This window comes from Alsobacter sp. KACC 23698 (assembly GCF_045348435.1).
GTDB lineage: Bacteria > Pseudomonadota > Alphaproteobacteria > Rhizobiales > Beijerinckiaceae > Alsobacter.
The window spans coordinates 4,466,545-4,491,704 of record NZ_CP157484.1; the positions used below are offsets into that span (position 1 = coordinate 4,466,545).

At 72.2% G+C, this 25,160-nt stretch carries 23 protein-coding genes; 3 read left to right on the forward strand and 20 right to left on the reverse strand.

The annotated features are described in order from the left end of the window. Nucleotides 1-56: 56 nt before the first annotated feature. From ABEG18_RS21290 to ABEG18_RS21300, 3 genes are all read right to left on the reverse strand, one after another. On the reverse strand, nucleotides 57-515 hold the full coding sequence (locus tag ABEG18_RS21290; protein WP_406855045.1) for a response regulator: 459 nt from the start codon (nucleotides 513-515) through the stop codon (nucleotides 57-59). 181 nt (nucleotides 516-696) lie between these two features. After that, nucleotides 697-2,271: a PAS domain S-box protein gene (locus tag ABEG18_RS21295; protein ID WP_406855046.1), complete on the reverse strand. Its 1,575-nt coding sequence runs from the start codon at nucleotides 2,269-2,271 to the stop codon at nucleotides 697-699. 92 nt (nucleotides 2,272-2,363) lie between these two features. After that, complete coding sequence (locus ABEG18_RS21300; protein WP_406855047.1) at nucleotides 2,364-4,703, reverse strand: Tex family protein; 2,340 nt, start codon at nucleotides 4,701-4,703, stop codon at nucleotides 2,364-2,366. A 164-nt stretch (nucleotides 4,704-4,867) separates the two neighbouring features. On the opposite strand from ABEG18_RS21300, the gene ABEG18_RS21305 reads away from it, so the two are divergent. Continuing rightward, nucleotides 4,868-6,280 (forward strand): FAD-binding oxidoreductase, encoded by a 1,413-nt coding sequence (locus tag ABEG18_RS21305; RefSeq protein WP_406855048.1) that lies wholly within the window; start codon nucleotides 4,868-4,870, stop codon nucleotides 6,278-6,280. 103 nt (nucleotides 6,281-6,383) lie between these two features. Next, nucleotides 6,384-6,596 (forward strand): hypothetical protein, encoded by a 213-nt coding sequence (locus tag ABEG18_RS21310; protein ID WP_406855049.1) that lies wholly within the window; start codon nucleotides 6,384-6,386, stop codon nucleotides 6,594-6,596. Between the two features lie 111 nt (nucleotides 6,597-6,707). Here the strand turns inward: ABEG18_RS21310 and ABEG18_RS21315 are convergent, their stop codons facing one another. Next, a complete protein-coding gene (locus ABEG18_RS21315) occupies nucleotides 6,708-7,820 on the reverse strand; it encodes a hypothetical protein (protein WP_406855050.1) in 1,113 nt (370 codons plus the stop codon). Between the two features lie 60 nt (nucleotides 7,821-7,880). Next, nucleotides 7,881-8,726 (reverse strand): phosphatase PAP2 family protein, encoded by an 846-nt coding sequence (locus ABEG18_RS21320; protein WP_406855051.1) that lies wholly within the window; start codon nucleotides 8,724-8,726, stop codon nucleotides 7,881-7,883. Nucleotides 8,727-8,831: 105 nt separating this feature from the next. On the opposite strand from ABEG18_RS21320, the gene ABEG18_RS21325 reads away from it, so the two are divergent. Then, nucleotides 8,832-10,103 (forward strand): DNA topoisomerase IB, encoded by a 1,272-nt coding sequence (locus ABEG18_RS21325; RefSeq protein ID WP_406855052.1) that lies wholly within the window; start codon nucleotides 8,832-8,834, stop codon nucleotides 10,101-10,103. On the opposite strand, the gene ABEG18_RS21330 is transcribed toward ABEG18_RS21325, so the two are convergent. From ABEG18_RS21330 to ABEG18_RS21400, 15 genes are all read right to left on the reverse strand, one after another. Further along, nucleotides 10,100-10,999 (reverse strand): class I SAM-dependent methyltransferase, encoded by a 900-nt coding sequence (locus ABEG18_RS21330; protein WP_406855053.1) that lies wholly within the window; start codon nucleotides 10,997-10,999, stop codon nucleotides 10,100-10,102. The two genes, ABEG18_RS21325 and ABEG18_RS21330, sit on opposite strands and share 4 nt — an antisense overlap. Then, nucleotides 10,992-12,017: a GNAT family N-acetyltransferase gene (locus ABEG18_RS21335; RefSeq protein ID WP_406855054.1), complete on the reverse strand. Its 1,026-nt coding sequence runs from the start codon at nucleotides 12,015-12,017 to the stop codon at nucleotides 10,992-10,994. Before ABEG18_RS21335 ends, ABEG18_RS21330 begins: the two co-directional genes overlap by 8 nt. Further along, entirely contained in the window at nucleotides 12,014-13,081 is a 1,068-nt protein-coding gene (locus tag ABEG18_RS21340) for a glycosyltransferase (protein ID WP_406855055.1), read from the reverse strand. The genes ABEG18_RS21335 and ABEG18_RS21340 overlap by 4 nt, the downstream gene beginning before the upstream one ends. Further along, a complete protein-coding gene (locus tag ABEG18_RS21345; RefSeq protein ID WP_406855056.1) occupies nucleotides 13,078-13,938 on the reverse strand; it encodes a PIG-L deacetylase family protein in 861 nt (286 codons plus the stop codon). Before ABEG18_RS21345 ends, ABEG18_RS21340 begins: the two co-directional genes overlap by 4 nt. After that, nucleotides 13,935-14,882, reverse strand: coding sequence for a beta-xylosidase (locus ABEG18_RS21350; RefSeq protein ID WP_406855057.1), 948 nt, complete (start codon nucleotides 14,880-14,882; stop codon nucleotides 13,935-13,937). The genes ABEG18_RS21345 and ABEG18_RS21350 overlap by 4 nt, the downstream gene beginning before the upstream one ends. Further along, nucleotides 14,879-15,679, reverse strand: coding sequence for a TIGR04290 family methyltransferase (locus ABEG18_RS21355; RefSeq protein WP_406858671.1), 801 nt, complete (start codon nucleotides 15,677-15,679; stop codon nucleotides 14,879-14,881). The genes ABEG18_RS21350 and ABEG18_RS21355 overlap by 4 nt, the downstream gene beginning before the upstream one ends. A 14-nt stretch (nucleotides 15,680-15,693) precedes the next feature. After that, complete coding sequence (locus tag ABEG18_RS21360) at nucleotides 15,694-16,515, reverse strand: nucleotidyltransferase family protein (protein WP_406855058.1); 822 nt, start codon at nucleotides 16,513-16,515, stop codon at nucleotides 15,694-15,696. Between the two features lie 11 nt (nucleotides 16,516-16,526). Beyond that, the gene (locus ABEG18_RS21365) at nucleotides 16,527-17,624 is read right to left on the reverse strand and encodes a glycosyltransferase (protein ID WP_406855059.1); all 1,098 of its coding nucleotides are present in this window, start codon (nucleotides 17,622-17,624) and stop codon (nucleotides 16,527-16,529) included. After that, on the reverse strand, nucleotides 17,621-18,220 hold the full coding sequence (locus tag ABEG18_RS21370; RefSeq protein ID WP_406855060.1) for a histidine phosphatase family protein: 600 nt from the start codon (nucleotides 18,218-18,220) through the stop codon (nucleotides 17,621-17,623). The genes ABEG18_RS21365 and ABEG18_RS21370 overlap by 4 nt, the downstream gene beginning before the upstream one ends. A gap of 34 nt (nucleotides 18,221-18,254) precedes the next feature. Then, complete coding sequence (locus ABEG18_RS21375) at nucleotides 18,255-19,337, reverse strand: inositol-3-phosphate synthase (protein WP_406855061.1); 1,083 nt, start codon at nucleotides 19,335-19,337, stop codon at nucleotides 18,255-18,257. 94 nt (nucleotides 19,338-19,431) lie between these two features. Beyond that, on the reverse strand, nucleotides 19,432-20,466 hold the full coding sequence (locus ABEG18_RS21380) for a UDP-glucuronic acid decarboxylase family protein (RefSeq protein WP_406855062.1): 1,035 nt from the start codon (nucleotides 20,464-20,466) through the stop codon (nucleotides 19,432-19,434). Nucleotides 20,467-20,618: 152 nt separating this feature from the next. After that, nucleotides 20,619-21,746, reverse strand: coding sequence for a glycosyltransferase (locus ABEG18_RS21385; protein WP_406855063.1), 1,128 nt, complete (start codon nucleotides 21,744-21,746; stop codon nucleotides 20,619-20,621). Beyond that, nucleotides 21,743-22,837: a glycosyltransferase gene (locus tag ABEG18_RS21390; RefSeq protein WP_406855064.1), complete on the reverse strand. Its 1,095-nt coding sequence runs from the start codon at nucleotides 22,835-22,837 to the stop codon at nucleotides 21,743-21,745. Before ABEG18_RS21390 ends, ABEG18_RS21385 begins: the two co-directional genes overlap by 4 nt. After that, nucleotides 22,834-23,985, reverse strand: coding sequence for a glycosyltransferase (locus tag ABEG18_RS21395; protein ID WP_406855065.1), 1,152 nt, complete (start codon nucleotides 23,983-23,985; stop codon nucleotides 22,834-22,836). The genes ABEG18_RS21390 and ABEG18_RS21395 overlap by 4 nt, the downstream gene beginning before the upstream one ends. Next, nucleotides 23,982-25,136, reverse strand: coding sequence for a glycosyltransferase family 4 protein (locus tag ABEG18_RS21400; RefSeq protein ID WP_406855066.1), 1,155 nt, complete (start codon nucleotides 25,134-25,136; stop codon nucleotides 23,982-23,984). The genes ABEG18_RS21395 and ABEG18_RS21400 overlap by 4 nt, the downstream gene beginning before the upstream one ends. Between the last annotated feature and the right edge of the window lie 24 nt (nucleotides 25,137-25,160).

Genomic DNA, 25,160 nt, shown 5'->3' on the forward strand with positions numbered 1-25,160 from the left:
GGGTGTCCTCCGAGGCGTTGTCGGAGCAGGAAACGCGACCCCCCGGTTGTTGTTCCCTATGCGAAACGCTGCACTGCGGCGATTCGCCCCGCTTTGAGCAGATCGGCGGCGCTTTGCGCCAGCGCCGACGGCCGGAAGGGCTTGGGCAGCAGCCTCGAACCCGCCACGCGGTCGTCCGGGTCCACCTGGGCGCGGCCCGACGTGTAGAGCACCGGGAGCCCCGGATGGGCGAGCGCGGCGTAGCGGGCGAGTTCCAAGCCGTCCGGCCCGGGCCCGAGATCGATGTCCGTCACCAGGAGGTCCACGCCTCCCGCGACCAGAGCCCGGAACGCCTCGCAGGCGTCGCAGGCCTCCGCCACCGCATAGCCCTCGTCCGCCAGCACTTCGCACGCATAGGCCCGCAGCAAGGCGTCGTCCTCGACCACGAGGACGCGCGGGACGCCGCTCCCGAACCCGGCGGGCAGGTCGCGTGCGGGGGCGTGAGCGGGAGACTTCGCATTCGACAAGGCGATCATGACCCCTCCTGCTGGCGCGCGCCGCCGGGCCGCTCGGGCCGCCTCGACGCGATGGGCCGCGAATGGTTCGCGAGCCGTTCTTCCCCAAGCAAACGCGGGCCCCCGCCGGACGTTCGGCCTTTGATTCAACTTGTAGGCTTATGGTCAACGAGCCGTTAACCAGCCTCGCCGATAGGCGCTCCTATGCGCCCGCCGGCGCGATGGCGGAGGGCGGAAACACCACCCGGAACAGGGCTCCCCCGGCGCGGCGGCCCGCCTGGTCGAGGGCGATGCTGGCGCCGTGCGCGCCCAGCACGTTGCGGCAGATCGCCAGCCCGATGCCGGTGCCCACGCCCGGCGCCTTGGTGGTGTAGTAGGGATCGAAGATCTTGTCGGCGATGTCGTCCGGCACGCCGGGGCCGTTGTCCTCGACCTCGATCACGACGCCCGCGTCGTCGCGGCGGGTGCGCATGGTGACGCGTCGCGGACCGGCCTGCTCCTGCAGGACCTGCTGGGCGTTGACCAGCAGGTTGGACAGCACCTGCCCGATCAGGTCGCCGTCCGCGCTGATGACCGGCAGGTCCGGGTCGAGCTCGAGCGAGACCTCGACATGGGCGGCGCGCAGGCCGTAGCCCAGCAGGTCGAGCGTCGCCGTGACGAGGTCGTTCAGCCGCACCGGTCCGCGCCGCGGCGACGCCTCGCGGGCCATCGACAGGAAGCTGCGCACGATCCGGCCGGAGCGCTCGGCCGCCGCCTGGATGCGCAGCGCCCGGGCGCGCACGTCTTCGGTCTGCGCCCGCTCGGCCAGCAGCGTCGACTGCGCCAGCAGGATGGCGAGCGGATTGTTGAGCTCGTGGGCCACGCCCGCCAGCAGCGCGCCCATGGCGGAGACCTTCTCGATCTGGTTGAGCTGCTTGCGCTGGCGCTCGATCTCGGCCTCGGCGGCCCTCGCCTCCGTCAGGTCGCGCAGGTGGATGATGAAGAGCCGCCGGCCCGACAGCGAGGCCTCGGTCACGGCGAACTCCATGGGCAGGATCCGGCCATCCTTGCAGACGGCCTGGATCTCGGCCCGCCGCCCCAGCGCGGCGCCGTCCGGCGTCTCCCAGGCGGACAGGAACGAGGGCCGCCCGGCGCCGCCCATGATGGCGTCCATCACGGGCCGCCCGAGCGCCTCGGCGCGGCTGTACCCGAAGGCGGCCTCCGCGGCGGGATTGAACTCCACCGTCAGCCCGGCCTCGTCCACCGCCACGAGGCAGTCGAGCGTCGAGGCCACGATGGCGCTGTTGAGCGCCGTGCGCTCGGCCAGCTCCTGCTCGCGCGCCTTCAGGTCGGTGAGGTCGCGCCCGAAGGCGATGTTGCCCTGCGGTGCGCCGCCGCCGGGCGAATAGGGCGTGTAGGTCTGCTGGATGTAGCGGCGCCGGTTCCCCGCATAGGTGATCCAGCCTTCCCACCGCACGACCTCGCCGGCCCGGATGCGCGGCGTATAGGGCTTGATCTGGTCATAGGCGGCTTGTCCCAGCACCTCCCAGACGAAGCGTCCCACCACCTCGTCGGGCCGCTTGCCGTGGAAGGTCAGAAACTCGCGGTTCACATAGACGTAGCGCTCGTTCCAGTCGACGAAGGCGACGCGTCCCGGGATGCTGTCCAGGATGGTGCGCAGGAGCGCCAGATCCGGCTCGCGCAGGGCGCTGGTGTCGCCCGCGCCCGAGAGCCCCGAAGGGGAGCGCTCCTGGCCCGCCTCGGGCGGGGCGGCTCCGGTTTCGGCGCTCTGGTCCATGGCCCCTCCGGACCCGGCGCATCTCGGCCGTTCGCGAGCCATGATGCGGGGTCCGGCGCGGCCCGGTCAAGGCGCAGCCGGGGCCTCGCGGGTCAGCGCCGGCCCGGCGTCTTGCCGTCGAGCCCCGCTTTCTGGAACGCGTCCGCGAACGGGTTCGCGCCTGGGCCGCGGGCCGCGGCCGGCGGGGACGCGGCCGCCTTCGGGGCCCGGCCCGGCTCGGCGCCGCGGTCGCGGGCCGGGCGCGCCTCGGCCGGGTCGTCGAGCCGCATCGTCAGCGAGATGCGCTTTCGCGCCTTGTCGACCTCCAGCACCTTCACCTTGACGATGTCGCCGGGCTTCACGACGTCGCGCGGGTCCTTCACGAAGGTCTTCGACAGCGCCGAGATGTGGACCAGCCCGTCCTGGTGCACGCCGACGTCGACGAAGGCGCCGAAGGCCGCCACGTTGGTGACCACGCCTTCCAGCACCATCCCGGCGCGCAGGTCGCCGATGGTCTCGACGCCGTCCTTGAAGGTCGCGGTCTTGAAGGCCGGCCGGGGGTCGCGCCCCGGCTTTTCCAGCTCCTTCAGGATGTCCGTCACGGTCGGCGCGCCGAAGCTCTCGTCCGTGAACTGCCGGGGCGAGAGCCCCCGCAGCAGCGTGGCGTTGCCGATGAGCGCGCGGATGTCGCTCTTCGTCGCCTCGATGATCCGGCGCACCACCGGATAGGCCTCCGGATGCACCCCGGAGCGGTCGAGCGGATCGTCGCCGTCCTGGATGCGGAGGAAGCCGGCGCATTGCTCGAAGGCCTTCGGGCCGAGACGGGCCACCTTCTTCAGCGCCGCGCGGGTCCGGAACGGGCCGTTCTCGTCGCGATGGGAGACGATGTTCTGCGCCAGCGTCTCGCCCACCCCCGACACCCGCGCCAGCAGGGGCGCGGAGGCCATGTTGACGTCCACCCCGACCGCGTTGACGCAGTCCTCCACCACGGCGTCGAGCGAGCGCGACAGCTTGAACTCGGCGAGGTCGTGCTGGTACTGCCCGACGCCGATCGATTTCGGGTCGATCTTGACGAGCTCGGCCAGCGGGTCCTGCAGGCGCCGGGCGATCGAGACCGCGCCGCGCAGCGTGACGTCCAGCTCGGGCAGCTCCTGCGACGCATAGGCCGAGGCCGAATAAACGGACGCCCCCGCCTCCGACACCACGATCTTGGACGCCTTCAGCTCGGGATGTTTGGCGATCAGCTCGCCGGCGAGCTTGTCGGTCTCGCGCGAGGCCGTGCCGTTGCCGATCGCGATCAGCTCCACCTGGTGGCGACGCGCCATCGCGGCCAGCAGCGCGATCGCCTCGTCCCAGCGGCGCTGCGGCTCGTGCGGGTGGATCACGCCGGTGTCGACCACCTTGCCGGTTCGGTCCACCACCGCGACCTTGACGCCGGTGCGGTAGCCCGGATCCAGCCCCATGGTGGCCTTCGCGCCCGCCGGGGCGGCGAGCAGCAGGTCGCGCAGATTGCCGGCGAAGATCCCCACCGCCTCGTCCTCGGCCTGCTGCCACAGCCGCATCCTCAGATCGAGCCCGATATGGACCTGGATCTTGGTGCGCCAGGCCCAGCGCACGACGTCCATCAGCCACTTGTCCGCCGGCCGGCCCCGGTCGGCCACGCTGAACCGGTGCGCGATGGCGAGCTCGAAGGCGCCCGGCAGGCGCGCCGCGGCCGGGCCCGCGGGCTCCTCCTCGGCCTCGAGCCGCAGGTCGAGGATCTCCTCCTTCTCGCCGCGGAACAGCGCCAGGATCCGGTGCGACGGCAGTTTCGTCAGGCGCTCGTGATAGTCGAAATAGTCGGCGAACTTGGCGCCCTCGGTCTTCTTGCCGGCGCGCACGCTGGAGATCGCGCGGCCCTTGCTCCAGAACTCCTCGCGCAGCCGGCCGATCAGCTCCGGGTCTTCCGAGAAGCGCTCCACCAGGATGGAGCGCGCGCCCTCCAGGGCCTCGTCGACGCTGGCGACGCCTTTCTGGGCGTCCACATAGGCGCCCGCCTCGCGGCGCGGATCGCGCTGCGGGTCGGCCAGCAGGCCGTCCGCCAGAGGCTGCAGCCCCGCCTCGCGGGCGATCTGCGCCTTGGTCCGGCGCTTGGGCTTGTAGGGCAGATAAAGATCTTCCAGCCGGGCCTTGCTGTCGGCCTCGCGCAGCTGACGCTCCAGCCCGGCCTCCAGCTTGCCCTGCTCGCGGACCGACTCGATGATCGCCGTGCGGCGCTCCTCCAGTTCGCGCAGATAGCGCAGCCGCTCCTCCAGGGTGCGCAGCTGCGCGTCGTCCAGCCCGCCGGTCGCTTCCTTGCGGTAGCGGGCGATGAACGGCACGGTCGCGCCGCCGTCCAGCAGCGCGACGGCCGCTTCCACCTGCCGCTCCTCGCACCGGATGTCGTCCGCGATACGCTGGTTAATGGACTGCATCGCAAGCCTCCACGCTGGGAATCGCCCGGACGCGCCGGGGCCGCGCTTGTAGCGCGCGCCGCCGATCGGGCAAAGCCGCGGGGCGGACCGCGAGCCCCTTGCCAAGCCGGCGGCGGCTGCTTACCCGAGGAGGGCCGCACGCCGTACCACCCGAGGACACGCCCATGGCCCAGCACGCCCCCCTCCGGAGACTGCCGGAAGACCGCACCGCGACCCTGGTCGCGCGCCTGCGCGACCTCATCGGCGACCGTTGCTCGACGTCGGCCTCGGAGCGCGAGCACCATGGCCAAGGCGAATCGTACCACGCCGTCGCCGCGCCGGACGCGGTCTGCTACCCGCTGTCCACCGAAGAGGTCAGCGCCATCGTCAAGCTGTGCGCCGAGGCCGGCGCACCCATCGTGGCGTTCGGGACCGGCACCTCGCTGGAGGGCCACGTCGCCGCGCTCGAGGGCGGCGTCACCATCGACATGAAGCGCATGAACGCGATCGTGGAGGTCAACGCGGAGGACCTCGACGCCACCGTCCAGGCCGGCGTCACCCGAAAGCAGCTCAACGCCTATCTGCGCGACACCGGGCTGTTCTTTCCGGTCGATCCCGGCGCCGACGCCAGCCTCGGCGGCATGGCGGCGACCCGCGCCTCCGGCACCAACGCGGTCCGCTACGGCACCATGCGCGAGAACGTGCTCTCCCTCACGGTCGTGCTGGCCGACGGCCGCGTGGTCAAGACCGCCAGCCGGGCCCGCAAGTCCTCGGCCGGCTACGACCTCACGCGGCTCTTCGTCGGCTCGGAAGGCACGCTCGGCCTCATCACCGAGGTGACGGTGAAGCTCTACGGCATCCCGGAGGCCATGTCGGCCGCGGTCTGCGCCTTTCCGGACGTCGGCTCGGCGGTGCAGACCGCCATCGAGACCATCCAGTCCGGCGTGCCGATCTCGCGGGTCGAGTTCCTCGACGACCGCAGCATGACGGCGGTGAACCGCTACTCCAAGCTCGACTATCCCGAGCAGCCGACCCTGTTCTTCGAGTTCGTCGGCACCGAGGCGGGCGTCGCCGAACAGGCCGAGCGCGTGCGCGAGCTGGCGCTGGGCAATGGCGGCCAGAACTTCCAGTGGGCGACGACGCCCGAGGAGCGCAACCGCCTCTGGCAGGCCCGGCACGACATCCACTACGCCTGCCTGGCGATGCGGCCGGGCGCGAAGTCCTGGAGCACGGACGCCTGCGTGCCCATCTCGCGGCTGCCCGAGCTCATCCTCTACATGCGCGAGCAGACCAAGGACGCGCCCTTCTACGTCACCAGCCTCGGCCATGTCGGCGACGGCAATTTCCACATGGGCTTTCTCATCGACGTCGACGATCCGGCCGAACTCGCCGAGGCCGAGCGCCTGAACGGCCTGCTGCTGGACCGCACGCTCGCGCTGCACGGCACCTGTACGGGCGAGCATGGCGTCGGTTCAGGCAAGTCGAAATATTTGCGCGCCGAGCACGGAGACGCCGCGGTGGATGTCATGCGCCTTATCAAGTCGGCGCTCGACCCCGATAATCTGCTGAATCCTGGAAAAGTGCTTCCGCCCGACTGAGGCTGAGCCGCACCGGAACAGTATTTTGCATCCGGTAAGGTGTTTTCCTAATGGCGCGATCGTTCAGACCGTTTAAGTCTGGGACGTTATTCGGAGAACGCCCGTGTCGAAAAGACATCCTTCCGGACGGCCCCTCGGCAAGCGCAAGATCGGCGTCTCGACGCATGTGCGCTGGCCCCGCGAAGGCTTCGTGAATTCCCGCCTGGGCCAGACGCCCGACCTCGCGGGCGGCTTCGGCTTCCGCATGCCGGAAGCCACGCACGAGCATCTGCATCACGTCGCGCTGGCGCGCCGCAACGCGCACGGCAAGGACTGACGCGACGGCGCGTCGCCCATGTGCGGCGCGCGTCCAAACCACGGTGGGGGCACTGGGGCGATCACCCCGCGTTCGAAAGAGCGCGGGGTGATGCTTTTGGGGGCCCGAATTTCAGCCGCCGACGACGCCGCGGCTGGTCACCACCGTCCAGGTCTTGCCCTTCTTCTCGATCGCGTCGATCCGCCCGACGCCCGGCAGCACGTCGCCGCGCGCCACTTCGAAGAAGCCGCCCGGCCCTTCCAGCACCGCCACCCCGTTATAGACGCCGCGCACGGACCAGCCCTTGAGGCCCTCCGCCTTGGCGGGCGCCTTCGCCTCCACGGCCGACGCCGGGGCCGCCGCCGCGACCGCGGCGGGCGCGACCGGAGCGATTTCGCGGGCCGGGGCCGGCGACGGCGCGATCGAGGCGGTCGTGGTCGGGCCGATCTGGCGCTCGATGCGGTCGAGGCGCTCCACCATGGCGGCGACCTTGGCGAAGGGCTCGCGCTGCGCCTGCTCGAAGCGGCCGACCTGGGAGCTCAGCTGCGCCAAGGCGACGCCCGTCTCGGATTTCAGCTTCTCCATCTGGGTCGCGATCTGCGCCCCCGTCCCGGCCGCGTCGGCGCGGGCCTTTTCGGCCGCGTCCCGCAGCGCCGCGACCTTGCGGTCGAGCGCCCGCACGTCGTCGCCGGCCGCGCTGCGGTCGACGCCCGCCTTCAGCAGGTCGACGGAGGCTTTCAGGCTACGCAGGTCGGCGGCGAGCTTCTGCTGCTCGCGGACGCCGGGCGCCGGAGCGCCCGTCCCCTTCCACTGCATGATGGCCGTCATGCTGCGCAGGTCCTCGGCCTCGCGCTGCGCGGCCGCCAGGTCGGCGGCGGCGCGTCGGGAGGACATCGCCGCGCCCCCGACGACGCCCAGGCAGGCGGCGATCGCGACCGCGGCCGCGATGGGCCATCGCGGGCCGATGGAGACGGTGCGGACGTTCTGGGCCGCCGCCTTCGCGCGGGCCCGCATCAACGCCGACTGCGCGGCGAGCACGCTCTTGGGCACGTCCTGCGGCGCCGGCTTGGGCGCGGGCCTCGCCTCGGGGGCGCAGGCGATCTCGGGCGCCGCGGCGGCGTCAGGCGAGGCCGCCGGGGTCTCAGGCTGGGCGGCCGCGTCGGGCGCTGGGGCGAGCGCCTCGCCCGCGACGGAAGGCGTATCGGATCCCGTCGAGGACGACGGGACGAGGGACGAAGTCGTCATGGATGAGGTCGTCATGGCGGCGTCTCAGGTGAACCTCCATGAAGCGTTAACCCCATCTGTTTACCGATTGGTTACCATCCGGGCGTCTTTGGCCATCGGAGGTTGCAAATCGTCCGACTTGCTCGCTTCGGCGCGATCCGGGTCCTGGTCGTCCACCGGGCCCGAGCCCGCGGGCGCGTCCGGCTGCTCCACCTTCCCCTTCTGCTGAAGACGCCGCGCCACGAGCCAGCACATCATCGCCCACGCGGCCCCGACGGACCACCCCGCCAGCACGTCGGTCGGCCAGTGCACGCCGAGATAGACGCGGCTGCCCCCGACCGCGAGCGTCAGCAGCACGCCGAGCGCGACCACGAAGACCTTGACCCGCCGCTTGGCGCTGACGCGGGCCAGCAGCACGCCCAGGGTCAGGTAGGTCACGGCCGACATCATGGCGTGCCCGCTCGGGAAGCTCAGCGTGTGGACGTCCACCATATGGGCGACGAGGTCCGGGCGGGGGCGTTCGAAACCCATCTTCAGCACGCTGGAGAGCAGCGTCCCGCCCCCGACCGAGCCCGCGACCAGCAGCGCGGCCCCGCGCTTGCCGTCCATCAGCAGGTAGGCGATGGCCGCGAGCGTCAGGATGGCCAGCACGGTCACGCTGCCGAGCGAGGTCACGTCCCGCATGGCGCTCTCGAACCAGGCCGGCCCAATGGGATCGTTGGTGTCCCCCGCCGTCCGCAAGGCGAGCATCACCGCCCGGTCGAAGCCATGCGTGTCGCCCTCCACCACCTCGTCGGCGATGCGCGCGAAGGCGAACAGCCCGCCCGCCGCCACCGAGAGGGCCAGCACCGATCCGAGTTCGAGCCGGAAGCGGTCCTTGAGGCCGCCCGGGCCGCCGAGACGAGCCCTCAGGCTTTTGAAATCCACGGTGAGGCTCCTGCAAGGCCGGGCTGCGGCGGGTTGCGACGATCAGGCCGGGAACCCGCGATCCTCGCGGCGGGTTGCACCGGACCGAATGTGGACGCCCCCGCCATGGATTCCCAGCCCTCCGATCGCCCCGATGACGCCGCCGAGGCCAGTCCGCTCGAGCAGGCCTCCAACGAATCCCAGCGCGAGGCCGCCGAGCAGGCCGGGCTGCGCTACGTGTCGGACGAGGAGCCGGGCTTCCGCCGGCGCAGGTCCGGCAAGGGGGTGGCCTATCTGGGCCTCGACGGAAAGGCGATCCGCGACAAGGACGCGCTGGAGCGCATCCGCAAGCTCGCCATCCCGCCGGCCTACACGGACGTCTGGATCTGCCCCGACCCGAACGGCCACATCCAGGCGACCGGACGCGACGACAAGGGCCGCAAGCAGTACCGCTACCATCCGCGCTGGCGCGAGGTGCGCGACGGCGACAAGTTCGAGCACATGCTGGACTTCGCCAAATGCCTGCCGGCGCTGCGCGAGCGCATCGACGCCGACATGGCCAAGCGCGGCCTGCCGCGCGACAAGGTGCTGGCCACCGTCGTCCACCTCCTCGAGAACACGCTGATCCGGATCGGCAACGCCGACTACGCCAAGCAGAACAAGAGCTACGGCCTCACGACTTTGCGCGACCGGCACGTCAAGATCGACGGCCAGGAGCTGCGCTTCGAGTTCAAGGGCAAGAGCGGCAAGACCTGGAAGCTCAAGGTCAAGGACCGGCGCATCGCCAAGCTGGTCAAGGCCTGCCAGGACATCCCCGGGCAGCATCTGTTCCAGTATTACGACGAGAACGGCGAACGCCAGCCGGTCACGTCGGCGGACGTCAACGCCTATCTGAAGGAGGCGACCGGGCAGGACATCACCGCCAAGGACTTCCGCACCTGGGCCGGGACCGTGCTGGCCGCGATGACGCTCAAGGAGTTCGAGCTCGTCGACCAGCAGGCCCGCACCAAGAAGACCATCAAGGCGGCCGTCGAGCGCGTCGCGACGCGGCTGGGCAACACGCCGACCATCTGCCGCAAATGCTACGTCCACCCGGAGGTGTTCAACGCCTATCTGGACGGCTCGCTGCTGGAGAGCATCGAGGACGAGGTCGACGCCGAACTGCGCGACAATCTGGAGAAGCTGAAGCCCGAGGAGGCGGCGCTCCTGGTGCTGCTCCAGCGCCGGCTCAAGCAGGACCTGCGCTCCCGGCTGGAGGCCTCGGTCGAGGCCGTGGCCGAGGAGGCCGCCAAGGAGGAGCCCTCTCAGGAACGGGCCAAGCCCGTCCGCAAGCCCCGGGGCTCCGGCAAGGCGAAGCCGTCCGGACGGCCCAATCCGGCCGCCGCGACCGCCGCCTAGCGCCGGCCGTCCTTGCGGTAGCGGAACACGAGCCCGTCCCAGAGGGCGAACGGCCGCTCGGGCCCGGCCTCTTTGCGCAAGCCGGCCTCGTCCGCCCATGCGGCGAGGTCGGCCGCGTCGCGCCCGTCGTCGCCCCGGTAGGAGAGGTTGGCGACCACGAGGGCGCCGCCCGGCCGTAGGGCGCGCGCCGCCTCGGCCACGCCGTCCCGCGCCAGCCCCTCCCCCGCCTGAACCAGATAGGGAAAGACGTCGACCGCGAGCACGAGGTCGAAGGCTTCGTCGCGAAACGCCCGCAGGTCCCGCCCGGTCACCTGCACATAGGAGGCCCTCCGGTCGGGCCCGCTCCGCCGCGCCGCCTCGGCCAGCATCCCGCCCGAGACGTCGGCGCCGACCGCCAGCCCGCAACGGCTGGCGAGCCGCCCGGTCAGCCGCCCGATGCCGCAGCCGAGGTCGAGGACGGCGCGGTCGGGCCCCAGCAGGCCCCAGCCCGCCAGGGCGTCGACGATCTCGGCGCTGGCCGCCGCCAGCAGCGCGGGATCTCCCAGCGCGTACAGGGCGACGCCCGCCTCCGGCCGGTCCGCCGCCAGCTGGTCGAACGTCTTCGCCCACCGGGCGACGGCGGCCCCGGCCTCCTCGGCGGCGACGTCGTGCCGGGCCTCGGCCAGGACGGCGCGGACCACGCCCCAGGCCTGAGGCTGGACGGCCCAGACGCGCTGCACCGCCTCCAGCCGCTGGCGCGCCTCGCCCTGCGCGGCCAGGATCGCGCCTTGGAGCCCCGCCCGGGCATCGCCTTCGGTGTCCGCCGCCATCAGCACGTGCATGAGCCCGAGATGCGCCGGGCGTCCGGCCTGCGCCGCCCCGGCGAGCGCCGCCGCAAGGGCCGGGGTCTCAGCCATCCGGCCGCTCCGGCGACAGGCGGCGCCAGCCGTTCAGGCGGTCCGCCGCGCCCCACTCATATTTGTAGTCCTCCCGGCCGCGCAGGAAGCTGAAGGCCTCCGCGCCCCGGTCCGCCGCGGCCGCGATGGCGCGGCCCAGCAGGATCGCGCCGGGGCTCTCGCGGGCGAAATCCGGGTCGAAGCCGCCGATATAGGCGTAGGAGCGGCGCTGGTCGCGGAGCCCGTAATAGGCGCCCGCCGCCACGCCGCCGATGCGCAGCAGCGCGGTCTCGGCCAGCCCCGCAGCCAGCAGTCGCGGCAGCGCGCGGCGGTGAAAGACCCGCACCGCCTCGTCCGCCAGGACGCCGGCCTCCCCCCGCGACGTCCAGCGGCTGCCGTGCAGGCGCTCCAGTTCGTCCAGGAACGGCGCGCAGCCCACGTCCTGCGCCGTCTCGACGCGGACCGCCCCGCGCCGCTCGGCCCGATGGCGCGCCATGCGCAGCTTGCGGCGCCGGCGGGCCGGCACGGCGAGCGGCATGCCGTCCGCGTCGCGCCCGCCGACCTCGCACGCGCCGGCGAGCGACAGGACCGGACAGGCCTCGCCCTCGCCGCGCTCCTCCCGCCATCCGGGCGGGACCGGCGCGTCCCAGGCGCAGGCGCCGGGCTCCAGCTCGAGCCACAGCAGCGGCTCGGGCCGCTGCGCCGCCGCGCCCGCGAGCGCCGCCAGGACGGCGCCGCGGTCGGCGGGGTCCGCCAGCACGTCGAGCTGATCGCTAAGCGAGACGCCGACCGGCAGGCGCCGGCCGCCCTCGGGCCCGTCCTCGACATAGAACGGCGCCAGTCCGACCAGATCGGCCCCGCGCCAGACCGCGATCGTGGCCAGCCGCCCCGGCGCGAACGCCTCCCACCAGGGCAGCAGCCAGGCCGGGGACAGAAAGGGAGCGGCGTCCGGCGAGCGCCGCCAGACCGCCCACCACGCCGGCTCCAGCGCGGCCAGGGCCTCTGCGCTCCGGATCGTCTCCGCCATGAGGCCGCTCACGCCGCGCCCTCCCGGATCCGGCCGGCGCCGGCGAGGCGGGCGTAGAGATCGAGATAACGGCCCGTCATCGCCTCCAGCGAGAAGCGCTCCCGCGCCGCCTGTCGGCAGCGCTCCGGATCGATCAGCCCGGCGCGCCCGATCGCCGCCGCCATGCCGTCGACGTAGTCGACGATGAAGCCCGTCTCGCCGTCGTCCACGGTCTCGGGCAGCGCGCCGCGCCGGAACGCGATCACCGGCGTCCCGCAGGCGATCGCCTCCCGGGCGACGAGCGAGCTGGTCTCCTCGGCCAGGGCCGGGACCAGTAGGCACCGCGCCGCTGAGAGGAGCCGGCGCTTGCGCGCGAACCCGACCGGGCCGACGAAGCGCCGCAGCGCGTCGAGCCTCGGCGCGACCTCGCGGGCGAAATAGTCCTGGTGCTCGGCGTAGGCGAACAGCTCGCCCGCGACGATCAACGGAACGCCCGCCTCCTTGGCGGCGTCGAGCGCGAGATGGACGCCCTTTTCCGGGCAGATGCGGGCCAGCATCAGGGCGAAGCCCCGCCGCGCGTGGCGCGCCGCCTGCAGGGCCCGCACGGGCGCGCCGTTCGGGATGGGGGCGAGCAGCCGCGGCGACGCCGGGCAGGTCTCGGCCTGCGTCCGCGACACCGGATTGAGCCAAAGGCGCTCCGGCCCGGGCCGGAAGATCTCCTGCGGATACCAGGCCGCCGGCAGGTGCAGGGTGGCCAGCATGGGCGGAAGGCCCGGGACGTCGGGCAGGTACCCGGCGAAGTCCACGCCGTGGAAATGGATCAGGTCCACGGGCTCGCGCCGCAGCACGGCCTGGATGGTCTCGCGATGACGCCGGCGCGCGGCGGCCCGCGCGTCCTGGGTCAGCTCGCCGTCCACTGCGGGCGTCGGCTCCAGCCGGCCGCTCACCTGCGAGCCGGCCTGCGCCACCACGATGGAGCGCCAGCCCGCCGCCACGACGGCGGCGTCGAGCGCCGCCTGGATCTGCTCCGCGCCGCCCACCGCGTCGGGCCCGACCGGCGCGAACGGATAGGCCACGCTGAGCACGGTCAGGCTCATCCGGCGTCGTCCCCGTCGGCGTCAAAGCCCAGGTCGCGGCGCGCGCGCGCAACCAGCTCGGCGAAACGATCCGCCGTCATGCCCCAGGGGAAGCGCTCATAGAGCACCCGGCCCCCGTTGGGAGCGCGCGTGAAATCATAGTCCGGCGCCATGCGGAAGCGCTCCGCCCGGGCCTCGAAGCGGGCGAGCGTGGCGCGCTGGGTGGCGTGGGCCCCCATCATGCGCGTCTTGCGGGCGGCCTCCTCGGGGTTGAGCACGAGCTGGACAGGGGCCGAGCCCGGCTCCGGCGCGAAGTCCTGCGCCAGCATCTCGCCGTCGTCTCCCAGCCGGTAGAACGGCGCCTCGACGATCTCCGGAGCCGCGCCGTCCGCCGCCAGCAGACGGGCCGCCGCATGCGCCGCGAAGGCCGTCGCGTCGTGGTCGGGATGGCCGCCCTCATAGGCGTGGGTGAACACCACCTCGATCCCGGCGAGCTCGGCGGCGAGCCGTCGCGCCAGGGCTGCGAGGTCGTCGGCCGCGCCCTGGTCCGGCGCGTCCAGGTAGGTCACGGCGAGGCCCTCGGCCCCGCCCTCGCGCAGCGCGGCCTGGAGCTCGCCCCGGCGCGCGGCCGCATAGGCGGCGGCGTCCTCGAACCCGTGCGCCCTTGCGTCGGCGAGATTGCGCGGCGCGCCGTCCGTCACCAGCACGAGCCGCAGCCCCGGCATCCGGCGCAGCTGGGCGCCAAGGCCCAGCGTCTCGTCGTCCGGATGGGCCAGCACCGCCGCCATCCGGGAGGCGTCGATCTGCGGCCGGCGCGAATCGGCCAGCTGCGCCAGCGCGTGCAGCGCCTTGGAGCCGGGCTCGGGCGCCTCCGTCACGGCGCGAGGGCCGCCTGGCGCGGCTCCCGCCCGAGCGGCCGGGAGACGGCGGCGCCGCGCGGCGCGTAGCGCCGGATCATGCTGGCGCAGAAATCCGCGAACTCCTGTTTGTCGAGCGGCGGGCTGGTGTGGTGCGGCTCGATCCCGCGGTGCTCGGGCGTGAAGCAGAAGGTGACGGTCACGTCGAAGTCCTGCAGCGCCTCCATCTGGCGGTCGAACCAGTCGAGCGCGTTGGGCCGGAAGCTGTCGGCCCAGCTGAGCCCCGTGCGCAGATAGGTGACGCCGAGGCGCTTCATCCACGCCACCGCGTCGTCGAGCCGGTGGTCCTGGTAATGGAACCACTGGCAGAGCCCCATCTCGGGCGCATAGTCGCCGAAGGCCTCCAGGGCGGGCTTGGGCGAGCCGTCCTCGCGGATCAGGCCCATGTAGAAATGCCGGTAATAGGAGGAGCCCTCCGCCTCCCGGTGGCGCGTCGTCGCCGGCCAGTCCCGCGGCAGGTCGTAGAGGCTGTACCAGTGGATCCGGGGCGCCTTTCCGATCAGCAGCTCGGCGGTGCGCTTCAGGCCCCAGACCTGCACCTCCTCGGCCCCGAAGGTGGAGATGCCCACCTCCGACACCCAGACCGGCAGGTCCGTCACGGCCTTGATCTCGTCGATCTTGGCCGGCCACTCGTCCAGCTTCCAGAGGTTCCAGTCGAGCGGGAAGCCGTGCACCGCGATGGCGTCGACATGGTCGAGCACGCCCTTGCCGGCCATGTTGCGCACCCAGCCCGGATCGATCGGCGACATGCCGCCGAGCACGCGCGGCACGTTCGGGTTCTCGGCCTTGATCGCCTGGCCGGCCGCCACCGCCATCTCGGCGAATTTCGTCCAATCGGGATCGAGGTTGGGGTCCCAGTGGGACTTGTTGTTCGGCTCGTTCCAGATCATTGCGGCTTCGATCATGCCTGCCTCCCGGTTGCCTGGCCGACGCCGGGACGCGCGGGATAGACCGGCGCGGCGTCGGGGTTCTTCTGCGCCGCCCGGCAGAGATAGACCTCCTGCTCGGGATGCTCGACGATCTCGAAGCCGGCGCTGCGCAGCATCGCCTCGACGCAGGCCGCGTTGGGCGCCCACCAGTTGGTGGGGTCCTGCGAGTAGCTCCGCTCGATGAAATGCATCTTGGGCCAGGTCGGCCGGTCGAAGATGGCGGTCTCGGCGAACGGATAGTCCTCCTCCACGGGCTCGGCCTGCTCGGCCCCGCGCTGCATGGACTGGAACACCATGAGGTCGCCGCAGACATGCTCGCGGATGAGGTCCAGCGCCAGCAGCGGATGGCGCAGGTGGTAGAGGACGCCCATGAAGATCACGACGTCGAAGGTCTCGCCCAGCGCGCCGACGTCGTAGACGGAGAGCTGGCGGAACTCGATGTCGTCGAAGCCCAGAACCTCGGCGGCGAAGCGCGCCTGCCGCAGATAGTCCTCGTCGAAGTCGACGCCCAGCACCCGCGCGGCGCCGCGGCGCTTCATCTCCATGGAGTAGAAGCCGCCGTTGCAGCCGATGTCGAGCACCGTCTTGCCGGTGAGGTCCTTCGGGATCGCGGCCTCGAAGCTCTTCCACTTGACGTTGGGGTAGTCGCCCAGGAAGTGCTCCGGCGCGGTCTTCACGCCGTGGAGGTCGATGTTGTGGAACCAGGGGCCGAGCGCCTCGGCCCGGCTGCGAATTTCGTCCGGCGTCAGCCGCCGGGCCGCGCCGGCCGGCATCGCGAGGGGGGAGTTCAAGGCAGCGCCCTCCTGTGGGGGGTGAGGGGTTCGAAGGGCCGCCCGTCGGGCCGCCCCAGCTCGACGCGCAGCCCGGACGCGGGCCGCTGGTCGAGGGTGGCCTCGCCCAGCATGCCGATGGCGGTGCGGTAGCCGTTCAGGGTGCCGACATCGACATAGCGGTCGCCCGCCTTGACGCCGACGGCCTTGCCGCCCAGCGCCAGCCAGGCGTTCACCAGCGTGCCGATATACTCGTCGCGCCCGTTGCGGGCCTGCCAGAGGTCGCGCAGCTCGGCCAGCACATGGCCGGGCATCTTGAACGCGCCCCAGATCCACTGCGACGCCGCGTCCTTCTGCTTGACCTGGATCTCCAGCACCGCGCCGTCGCGGTCCATCACCACCGCGTCGAAGAATTCGGGCCGGTCCACCGGGAACAGCAGGAAGGACAGCACGTCCTCGGGCAGCTCGGCCAGCGCGTCGGCCGGGAACCACACCGTGTCGGGCAGGCCGACGATGACGTGCTCGTCCGCCGGCACCAGCGGGGTCGCGCGGAAGATGGCGTCGCACAGCCCGCTCGGGCGCGGCTGGACCACATAGGCGATGGTCGCCGAGCCGTAGCCGCCGCCGTAATACTCCATGATGTCCGACTTGCCAGGCGAGATCACGAAGCAGATCTTGTCCGCGCCGCCGCGCAGCATGCGCTCCACCAGATACTCGCTGACCGCGCAGGGCCGCTCGGTCTCGCCGTCGAGGCGGCTGCCCACGGGCAGCAGCTCCTTGGAGAAGGCCAGCGGCTGGATGCGGCTGCCGCGGCCCGCGGCTGGAACGATACCCCACATGGTCGCCTCCTTCAGGCCGTCTCGGCCATGGCCGGCCGGTTCGCCGACCGTGCGTCTTCAAGCGCCGCCAGGAGATCCCGGGCGCGATGGGCGGAGGTGTGCTCGGCCAGCACGCGCTCGCGCGCCCGCCGGCCGATGGCGGCGATCTCCTCGGACGGGCGGTCGATGGCGGCGAGCGCCTCCTCGGTCGAGCGCGCGATCAGGATCTCGCGGCCGGGCTCGAAGAAGCTGTCCAGCCCCTCCCAGGAATCCGACAGGAGCGCGGCCCCGCAGGCAGCCGCCTCGAACAGCCGACCCGACGGGCACCAGCCCATTTCGGCCATGGCCCGGCGGGTCACGTTCAGGGTCAGCCGCGACGAGGCGTAGAAGGCCGGGTGCTCGGACGGTGGCAGATGGCGGACGAAAAAGATGTTCTGCGTCCAGGGGAAATCCGGCGGATATTGCGCGCCGGCGATGAGGAACCGCTGGCCGGGGCGCCGCCGGGCCGGCTCGACGAAGAGCGCCTCGAGCGCCGCCTGACGGTCCTGCGCATAGGTGCCCAGATAGGAGAGGTCGGCGGCGAAGCGGTCCAGCGGCGCGTCGGGACGGTGCGACTGCGGATCCACATGGCCGTAGAGCGGCGCCACCCGGCGCGCCCCGAGCCGCGACCGCAGCGCCGCGAGGGCCTCGCCGCCCGTGTAGCTCAGCACCAGGTCGAAGTCCCGCAGCCCGCGCGGCCCGATGGCCTTCACGTCGGCGCCGCCCTCGATGAGGCTGAGCGTCACCGGCGTGTCGAGGTCGTAGAAGACCGACAGCGGCCGCGGAGCGTCGAGCATCAGGGCCGTGGCCTCGACCCCATGCGGGCAGAAGCTCGTCGCCATGGCGACGTCGGCGTCGGCCAGCTCGCGGCGGGCCCGGGCGGCCGCCTCCGGCCAGTCGGCGTAGAGCACGAGTTCGCCATGGGGCAGCGAGAAGAGGTCGCGGTTGTCAGCGTAATAGGGCGTGTCGTGCTCGAAAAACACGACACGATGGCCCTGGGCGGCGAGCGCCCGGATCAGCCCGCGCCAGAGCGTGGCGTGGCCGTTGCCCCAGGAGGACGACACCGTCAGGCCGAAGATCACGATCTTCATGCGCGCGGCTCCTCGTTGAGGCGGTGCAGGCGGCAGCCCCATTCGCCCATCGCCAGCGTGGTCACCGACCCCGGCGCGATCTCGATGCGGCTCCACGCGTCGAGCCCGAGGCCGAGCCCGAACAGCACCAGCGCGCGCAACGGCTCGGCATGGGCCACGAGCGCGACGCCGGCGCCCGGATGCCGGGCGACGAGCGACAGGGCGCAGCGCGCCACGCGGGCCTGGACCTCGACGGCGCTCTCGCCGCCGGGCGCGCGGGCCAGGCTGCGGTTCTGGTTCCAGCGCGTCCAGGCGGGATCGGACGCGAGGTCCTCGAAGCTGCGGCCGGTCCAGTCGCCGGCGTCGAGCTCCTGGAGGTCGTCGTCGGTCGTCACCGGCAGGCCCAGGCGCCGGGCGATCGGCTCCGCCGTCTCCTGCGCCCTCTCCAGCGGGCTGGCGTGGATCGCCGCGACGCTCTCGCCCGACAGCCGTTCGGCCGCCCATTCGGCCTGGCGCCGTCCTTCGGCCGAGAGGCGCACGCCCGGCGTGCGGGCGCTCAGCGCCCGGTTCACCTGCTCATGCGCGCCATGGCGGACGAGGAACAGCGTGGTGGTCACGGCTGGGCCCCTTCGGGGACGCGAATCGCCCTCATCATGACGCCTCGCCGGCGACGAAGCGGATCGTCCGATCACGCGCCTCGGAGTCGGTGAACTGCTGCGGCGGCGATTTCATGAAATAGCTGGAGGGTCCGGTCAGCGCGCCGCCGACGCCCCGGTCGAGCGCCAGCTTGGCGCAGCGCACGGCGTCGATGACGATCCCGGCCGAATTGGGCGAATCCCACACTTCGAGCTTCAGCTCGCAGTTGAGCGGCACTCCGCCGAAGGTGGTCCCCTCCATGCGGATGTAGCACCACTTGCGGTCGGTCAGCCACGGCACGTGGTCGCTCGGACCGACATGGATGTCGCCGGGCGCCAGCGGCGCGTCGAGCTGGCTCGCCACCGACTGCGTCTTGGAGATCTTCTTCGATTCCAGCCTCTCGCGCTCCAGCATGTTCTGGAAGTCGGCGTTGCCGCCAAAATTCAGCTGGTAGGTGCGGTCCAGCCGCACGCCGCGCTCCTTGAACAGGTTGGTCAGCACCCGGTGCACGATGGTCGCGCCGACCTGGCTCTTGATGTCGTCGCCCACGATGGGCAGGCCGCGCTCCTCGAAGCGCCTGGCCCAGTCCTTGTTGGAGGCGATGAACACCGGGATGCAGTTGACGAAGGCGCAGCCCGCCTCCAGCGCCTGCTCGGCGTAGAACTCGGTCGCCTGCTGCGACCCCACCGGCAGGTAGGAGACCAGCACGTCCGTCCTGGACCGGCGCAGGATGTCGGTCACGTCGCTCACCGGCGCGTCGGATTCGGCGATCTCGTCGCGCATGTAGCGGCCGATGCCGTCGAGCGTGGGCCCGCGGTTCACCTGCACCCCGGTCGGCTCGGGCCTGGCGAAGCGCTCGGTGTTGTTGGGCTGGACGAAGATCGCCTCGCTGACGTCGCGGCCGACCTTGGCGGCGTTGACGTCGAAGGCGGACGCGATCTCGATGTCGCCCACGCGGTAGCCGCCGAGCTCGACGTTCATGAGGCCCGGCACGGGCTCGTTGGCGACGGCGTCGCGGTAGTAGGTCAGGCCCTGCACGAACGAAGACGCGCAGTTGCCCACGCCCACGATGCCGACGCGCAATGTGTTGCGGCTCATGACGCTGCTTCCTTTCTGTGCGGGCGCCGCCCCAGGGCGGACGCCGTTGGCCGGGCGCGGTCGTCCCGGATCGCCCGGGTCGGACCCGGGCGCGTCAGACCCGCGCGTCCTCGGCGAGCGCGAAGGCGGCGCGGTTCGCCGGGCGGGCCTTGCTCCTGTCGTGCTCGTCGGAGAACCACGCGATCGTCGATTCCAGCCCCTTCTCCAGGGAGGTGACCGGGGCCCAGCCGAGGAGCTCGCGCGCGATGGTGATATCGGGCCGCCGGCGGCGCGGATCGTCGACCGGCAGGGGCCGGCGAACCACCGCGGAAGACGAGCCCGTCATGGCGAGGACCAGCTCGACCAGGTCGCTGACCCTGAGCTCGTTGGGATTGCCGAGATTGACCGGGCCCTTCAGCGGCCCGTCATGGCGCATCAGCGCCTTGAGGCCCGTCACGAGGTCGTCGACATAGCAGAAGGACCGCGTCTGGGAGCCGTCGCCATAGACCGTGATGTCCTCGCCGGCGATCGCCTGCGTCACCACGTTGGAGACCACGCGTCCGTCGTCCGCGGCCATCCGGGGACCATAGGTGTTGAAGATCCTGGCGACCCGCACCGAGGCGCGGCCGGCGCGCTCGAAGTCGAAGGTGAGGGCCTCGGCGGCCCGCTTGCCCTCGTCGTAGCAGGCGCGCGGCCCGATCGAGTTCACATTGCCCCAGTAGCTCTCGCGCTGGGGATGGACCTCGGGGTCGCCATAAACCTCGCTGGTCGAGGCCAGCAGGAAGCGCGCGCCCGTGTCCTCGCACAGCCGCAACAGATTGCGGCTGCCCAGCACGCTGGTCATCATCGTGTGCTCGGGATCCGCCTGGTAGTGGGGCGGCGAGGCCGGGCAGGCGAGGTTGTAGACGAAGTCGATCTGGCTCTTGGACTGCCGCAGGACGCGCGCCGGAACGGGATCGATGATGTCCGCTTCGATCAGGTCGAACAGCGGCTCGCGCTCGAGATGGCGAAGGTTGAGCTTGCGCCCTGTCTTGAGATTGTCGATGCAGATCACGTGAGCGCCGTCGGCTAGCAGGGAGTCGCAAAGATGCGATCCGACGAAACCTGCACCACCGGCGACGAGGACCAGCTGTCGTCTTCCGTTCTTCATGGTCGGAACCTCTCGCTGTGTTGCCAGCCAACGCGGAACGTTTGTAGTTGGTTCAAACATTTCGTCAGGGAATTCCGATATTTGATGGCTTGGGCTCGGAATCCCCTCAAGACGGATCGAATCAGGACGAAACCGATGCGGGGCGGAGGCGGTCAGGCCGGCAGCGTCGCGGATCGTCGCACCGGCTGGCGCGCCGCCACGATCGCGTCGAGGAGGTGGGTCTCGAGCTCCTGCGCCCTGTGGCGGGCGCTGTGGCCGCGCAGCACCCGCGCCAGCGCCTGTTCGGCGACGCCGCGCCGGCGCGTCTCGTTCCAGCGCGTCAGGACATGCAGGACGTCGTCTGCGTCATGGGCCAGCGCGATCTCCTCGCCGGGCGTGAACAGCGTGTCCAGCCCGTCCCAGACGTCCGAGACGATGGGCGTGCCGCAGGCGGCGGCCTCGAACAGGCGCACGCTCGGGCTGTAGCCCGCCCGCACCATGTCGGCGCGGGTGACGTTCAGCGTGTAGCGGCTGGCGCCGTAGAAGGCGGGATGCGCGTCCGGCGGCACATGCTCGACGCGGTCGACATTCGCCGGCCAGTCGATGTCGGCCGGATATTGCGGGCCCGCCACCACGAAGCGCAGATGCGGCGCCTGCCGGGCCGGCTCGATCAGCAGCCTGTCCAGCACCGGCTGCCGGTCCGGGCTGTAGGTGCCCAGATAGGAGAGATCGTAGGTCTTGGGCGCGTCCGTCGGGCGGTACGCGTCGGTGTCGACCGAGCAGTAGAGCGCCCGGGCTGCGGGCGAGCCCCAGCGCCGCTCCAGCGTCCGCAGCGTGGGTCCGCCCGTGAAGGACAGGTAGACGTCGTAGCCGGGGATCAGCTCCGGGGAGAGATATTCCTGGTCGCCGCGCTCCAGCCGCGCAAGCGTGACCGGCGTGTCGATGTCGTAGAAGGCCGTCACGCCCCGGGTGGTGCGCTGCGCGAAGCGCCCCGCCGCGACCCCGTCCGGCACATAGGAGCCGACGATGACGGCGTCCGCGCGGGCGATCTCGGGCGCCCAGGCGTCCAGGGCCGCGAGGTCCGGATAGAGCGCGAAGCGGCAGAAGTCCGGCTCGGGCATGTCCCGGTGCCGCGCATACCAGGGCTGGTCGCGCTCCAGGAACAGGATGTCGTGCCCGCGTTCCGCGAAGGCGCGCAGCAGCGCCCTGTAGGTCGTCGCGTGCCCGTTGCCCCAGCTGGACGAGAGGCTGAGGCCGAGCACGACCACCGAGAGGGGTCGGGATGCGGGAGACGCGATCATGCGGCGCTCCGGCCCCGCGTCCGGGCCGCCTCTTCCTTCAGGATGGCGTCGACCTGGGCTCCCCGCTTGGCGTAGGTGTGCTCCGCCAGGACGCGGTCGCAGGCGCGCCGGCCGATGGCCTCGGCGCGGTCGCGCGTCAGCCCGTCCAGGTGCTGGATCACGTCCTGCCCGTCACGCGCGACCAGCACCTCCTCGTCAGGCTTGAGGAAGAGCTCGATGCCCTCCCAGGCGTCGGTGATCAGGCAGGCGCCGGCTCCCGCCGCCTCGAAGACGCGCGTCGCCGGCGAGAAGCCGATCTCCGCCATGCTGTCGCGGGCGATGTTGAGCACGGCCAGCGGCGTGCGGTTGAAGGCGTTGTGCTCGCGCGTGTAGACATGGCCGATGCGCCGCACATTGGCCGACATGGGCTTGTCCTCCCAGCCGGCGCCGCCGATCAGGAACGACTTGGCGGCCAGCTTCGCGGCCGGCTCCAGGAAGAACTGCTCCACCCGCCGCTCGCGGTCCGGCAGGCGGTTGCCCAGGAAGCCGAGGTCGCCGGAGAAGCGCGGCTCCGGGGCCACCGGATGGTGGGTGGCGGGGTCGAGCGCGTTGTAGATCGGCACGCAGCGCCGGGCGCCGAAGCCCTCATAGGCCTGCACCACGGGCGGGCCGCCCCCATAGGTGAAGACGAGGTCGAGCGAGGGCAGCACGCGGCGCAGCGGATGACGCTCGTAGCCGCGCATCTCCGCCAGCGTGGCGGGCGCGTCAACGTCCCAGAAGATCCGGATGGCGTCCGGCCGGGAGGCCGCCACCACGCCCTCCAGGAGCTCGTCGTCAAACACCCCGACGCCGCTCGCCTTGACGACCACGTCCGCGCTCGCCGCCTCGGCGACGACGCCCCGCATGGCGTCCTCGGTCGCCGGGTAGACCTTCACCTCCGCCCATTCGGGCGGCTCGATGTCGCGGTGCTTCTGCCGGTCATAGGCGTCCGGCTCGTAGAAGGTGATCCGGTAGCCGCGCTGGGCGAGGTCGAAGAGCATGCCCCGGTAATAGGTGGCCGCGCCGTTCCAGTAGGACGACAGCAGGCTGGAGCCGTAGAACGCGATCTTCATGACATCGTCTCCAGGGACGCGGAGGCGTCTTGGTGGGGGTGGGCCGCCCCCGGCGCGCCGGGGGCGCCGAGTTCGGCCGCAAAGCCGAGCAGCTCGCGCATCCGGTGCGCGCAGGTGTGGCGGGCCAGGATGGCGGCGAGGCCGCGCTCGGCCAGCCCCCGGCGCAAATCCGGGTCGGCCGAAAGGTCGCGCAGGCGGCGCTCCATGGCGTCGCCGTCGCGCGCCACCAGGAAGTCCTCGCCGGGCGTGAACAGGCCTTCGCTGTCGTCCCAGGGGGCGGACACGAGCGGGATGCCGCAGGCCAGCGCCTCGAACACCCGGATGGTCGGAATGCCGGGCAGCATGTCGACATAGAAGCGGCGCGGCACGTGGACGGTCGCCAGATGGCGGGCGAAGGCGCCCGGCGCGGCGGCGTTAGGCAGCCACCCGCGATAGCGCGCGCCGTAGCGCCGCAGCATCGCCAGCGCCTCGTCCGGATAGCGCACGCCGTGGATGTCGAGCGCCAGGCCGGCCCGCTGCGCCGGCCCGAACAGGAAGCGCTCCAGCTCCTCGGTGCGCTCCCCGTCGCCCCAATTGCCGATCCAGACGAGGCCTTCGCGCTCGCCTTCGACGGCCGGCGGGTGGAACAGCCGGATGTCGGCCGCTTCGTGCCAGACATGGACGCGCCCGCCCCAGCCCCAGCCGCGATAGACCTCCGCCAGCGTCTCCCCGAAGGCGAGCACGCCGTCATAGCCGTCAAGGTCGAAGGCCGTGATGGCGTCCGGGTCGCTGACGGCGCGGTGATGGGTGTCGTGGAACAGCAGCCGGAACCGGCCGCCCTTGCGCCGTTCGCGCCCCAGCGCGGCGACGAGCCAGGGCTCGTTCCACTCATGCGCGACCACGAGGTCGGCGCCGTCGACGGCCGCCGCGACGTCGCAGTCGGGCCCATAGGTCTCGGAGGCCAGCTCCGGATAGGCGCGCCGGTAGGGCTCCAGGCCGGCCTCGCCATGGTCGCCGAGCAGGTTCTCCAAGCTCCAGGACCCCGCCGGCTCCCACACCCGCACGTCATGGCCGGCGTGGATCAGCTCGCGCAACACGCCGCGCAGGAAATGCGCGTTGCCGTGGTTCCAGCACGAGGCCAGCGAGTGGGTGAAATAGACGACCCTCATGCGGCGCGCTCCCCGGTCCCGAGGCCGCGCGCGCCGTCTCCCCAGAGGCCGCGATGCACGTCGAGCACGCCCTCGACCATGCGGGCGAGGGTGTAGCGGCTGGCCCGCTCCCGGGCCGCCCGGCCCAGCGCGAGGCGGCGGTCGCGATCAGGCGCGAGGTCGGCGAGCATGCGCGCCAGCGCGGCGGCGTCGCCGGGCGGCGTGAACACCGCCGCGCCGTCCCACAGCTCGCGGAAGGTGGGGATGTCGGAGAGCGCCAGCGCGCATCCGGCCTGGGCGGCCTCCAGCACGGCGAGGCCGAACGGCTCGTAGAGCGCCGCCGAGCAGAACACCGGGCGCCGCGCATAGCGCTCCGCCATCTCGGCGCCGGACAGTCCGCCCAGCGCGACCATGTCGCTGAGCCGGGCCTGCGCCCCGTGCGGGCCGATCAGCGGCCCGGCCGCCCTCACCGGAAAGGGCAGCCGTCCCGCCGCTTCGTCGAGGACCGCCGCGCCCTTGGCGTCGTCCCAGAGGCGCCCGGCGGTGAACGCCGCCTGTTCGAGCGGGCCGTCGTCCGAGACGTCGCCCGGGCGCTCCGGCCCGGCGCGCCCGTTATGCACCGCGATCGGCGCCCCCCGGCCGCCCGGGCGGTCGAGCCCATAGGCCTCGGCGGTGGCGGCCGCGAAGGCGCGGCTCGGCGCCAGGATGGCGTCGGCCCGCTCCAGCCCGCGCGCCGTCCTGGCGATGCGCCAGGCGAAGTCGTCCGGAATGGGCGCGTCGCCGCGGACCGCGCGCCACCATGTGGCCAGGCAGGAATGGTTCACCGCCGCGACCGGACGCTCGAACGCCGCGCCCGCCGCCAGAGCGGGAGCGTGCGCGTGGACGCTGTCGACGCCGGCGTCGCGCGCCAGCCGGGCGAGCGCCAGCGACGCGTCGTCGAGCTCGGCCTCGGTCTCGGCCGTCCAGTCCAGCGGCGCACCGGTCTCGACCAGTTCGAGCCCCGGGACCGCCGCGGCGACGGCGCGCTGCAGCGGATCGGGCGCAGGGCCCAAAACGGCCAGGACCACACCGACATCCCGGTCGGCGAGGCCTCGCGCAAGATCGAGAGCGTAGGTCCACACGCCGCCGACAGCGTCGGCCGTGACCAGGATGCGACGGCGGGACGCGTTCACCCGTGCGCCCGCCTCTGCTTCATC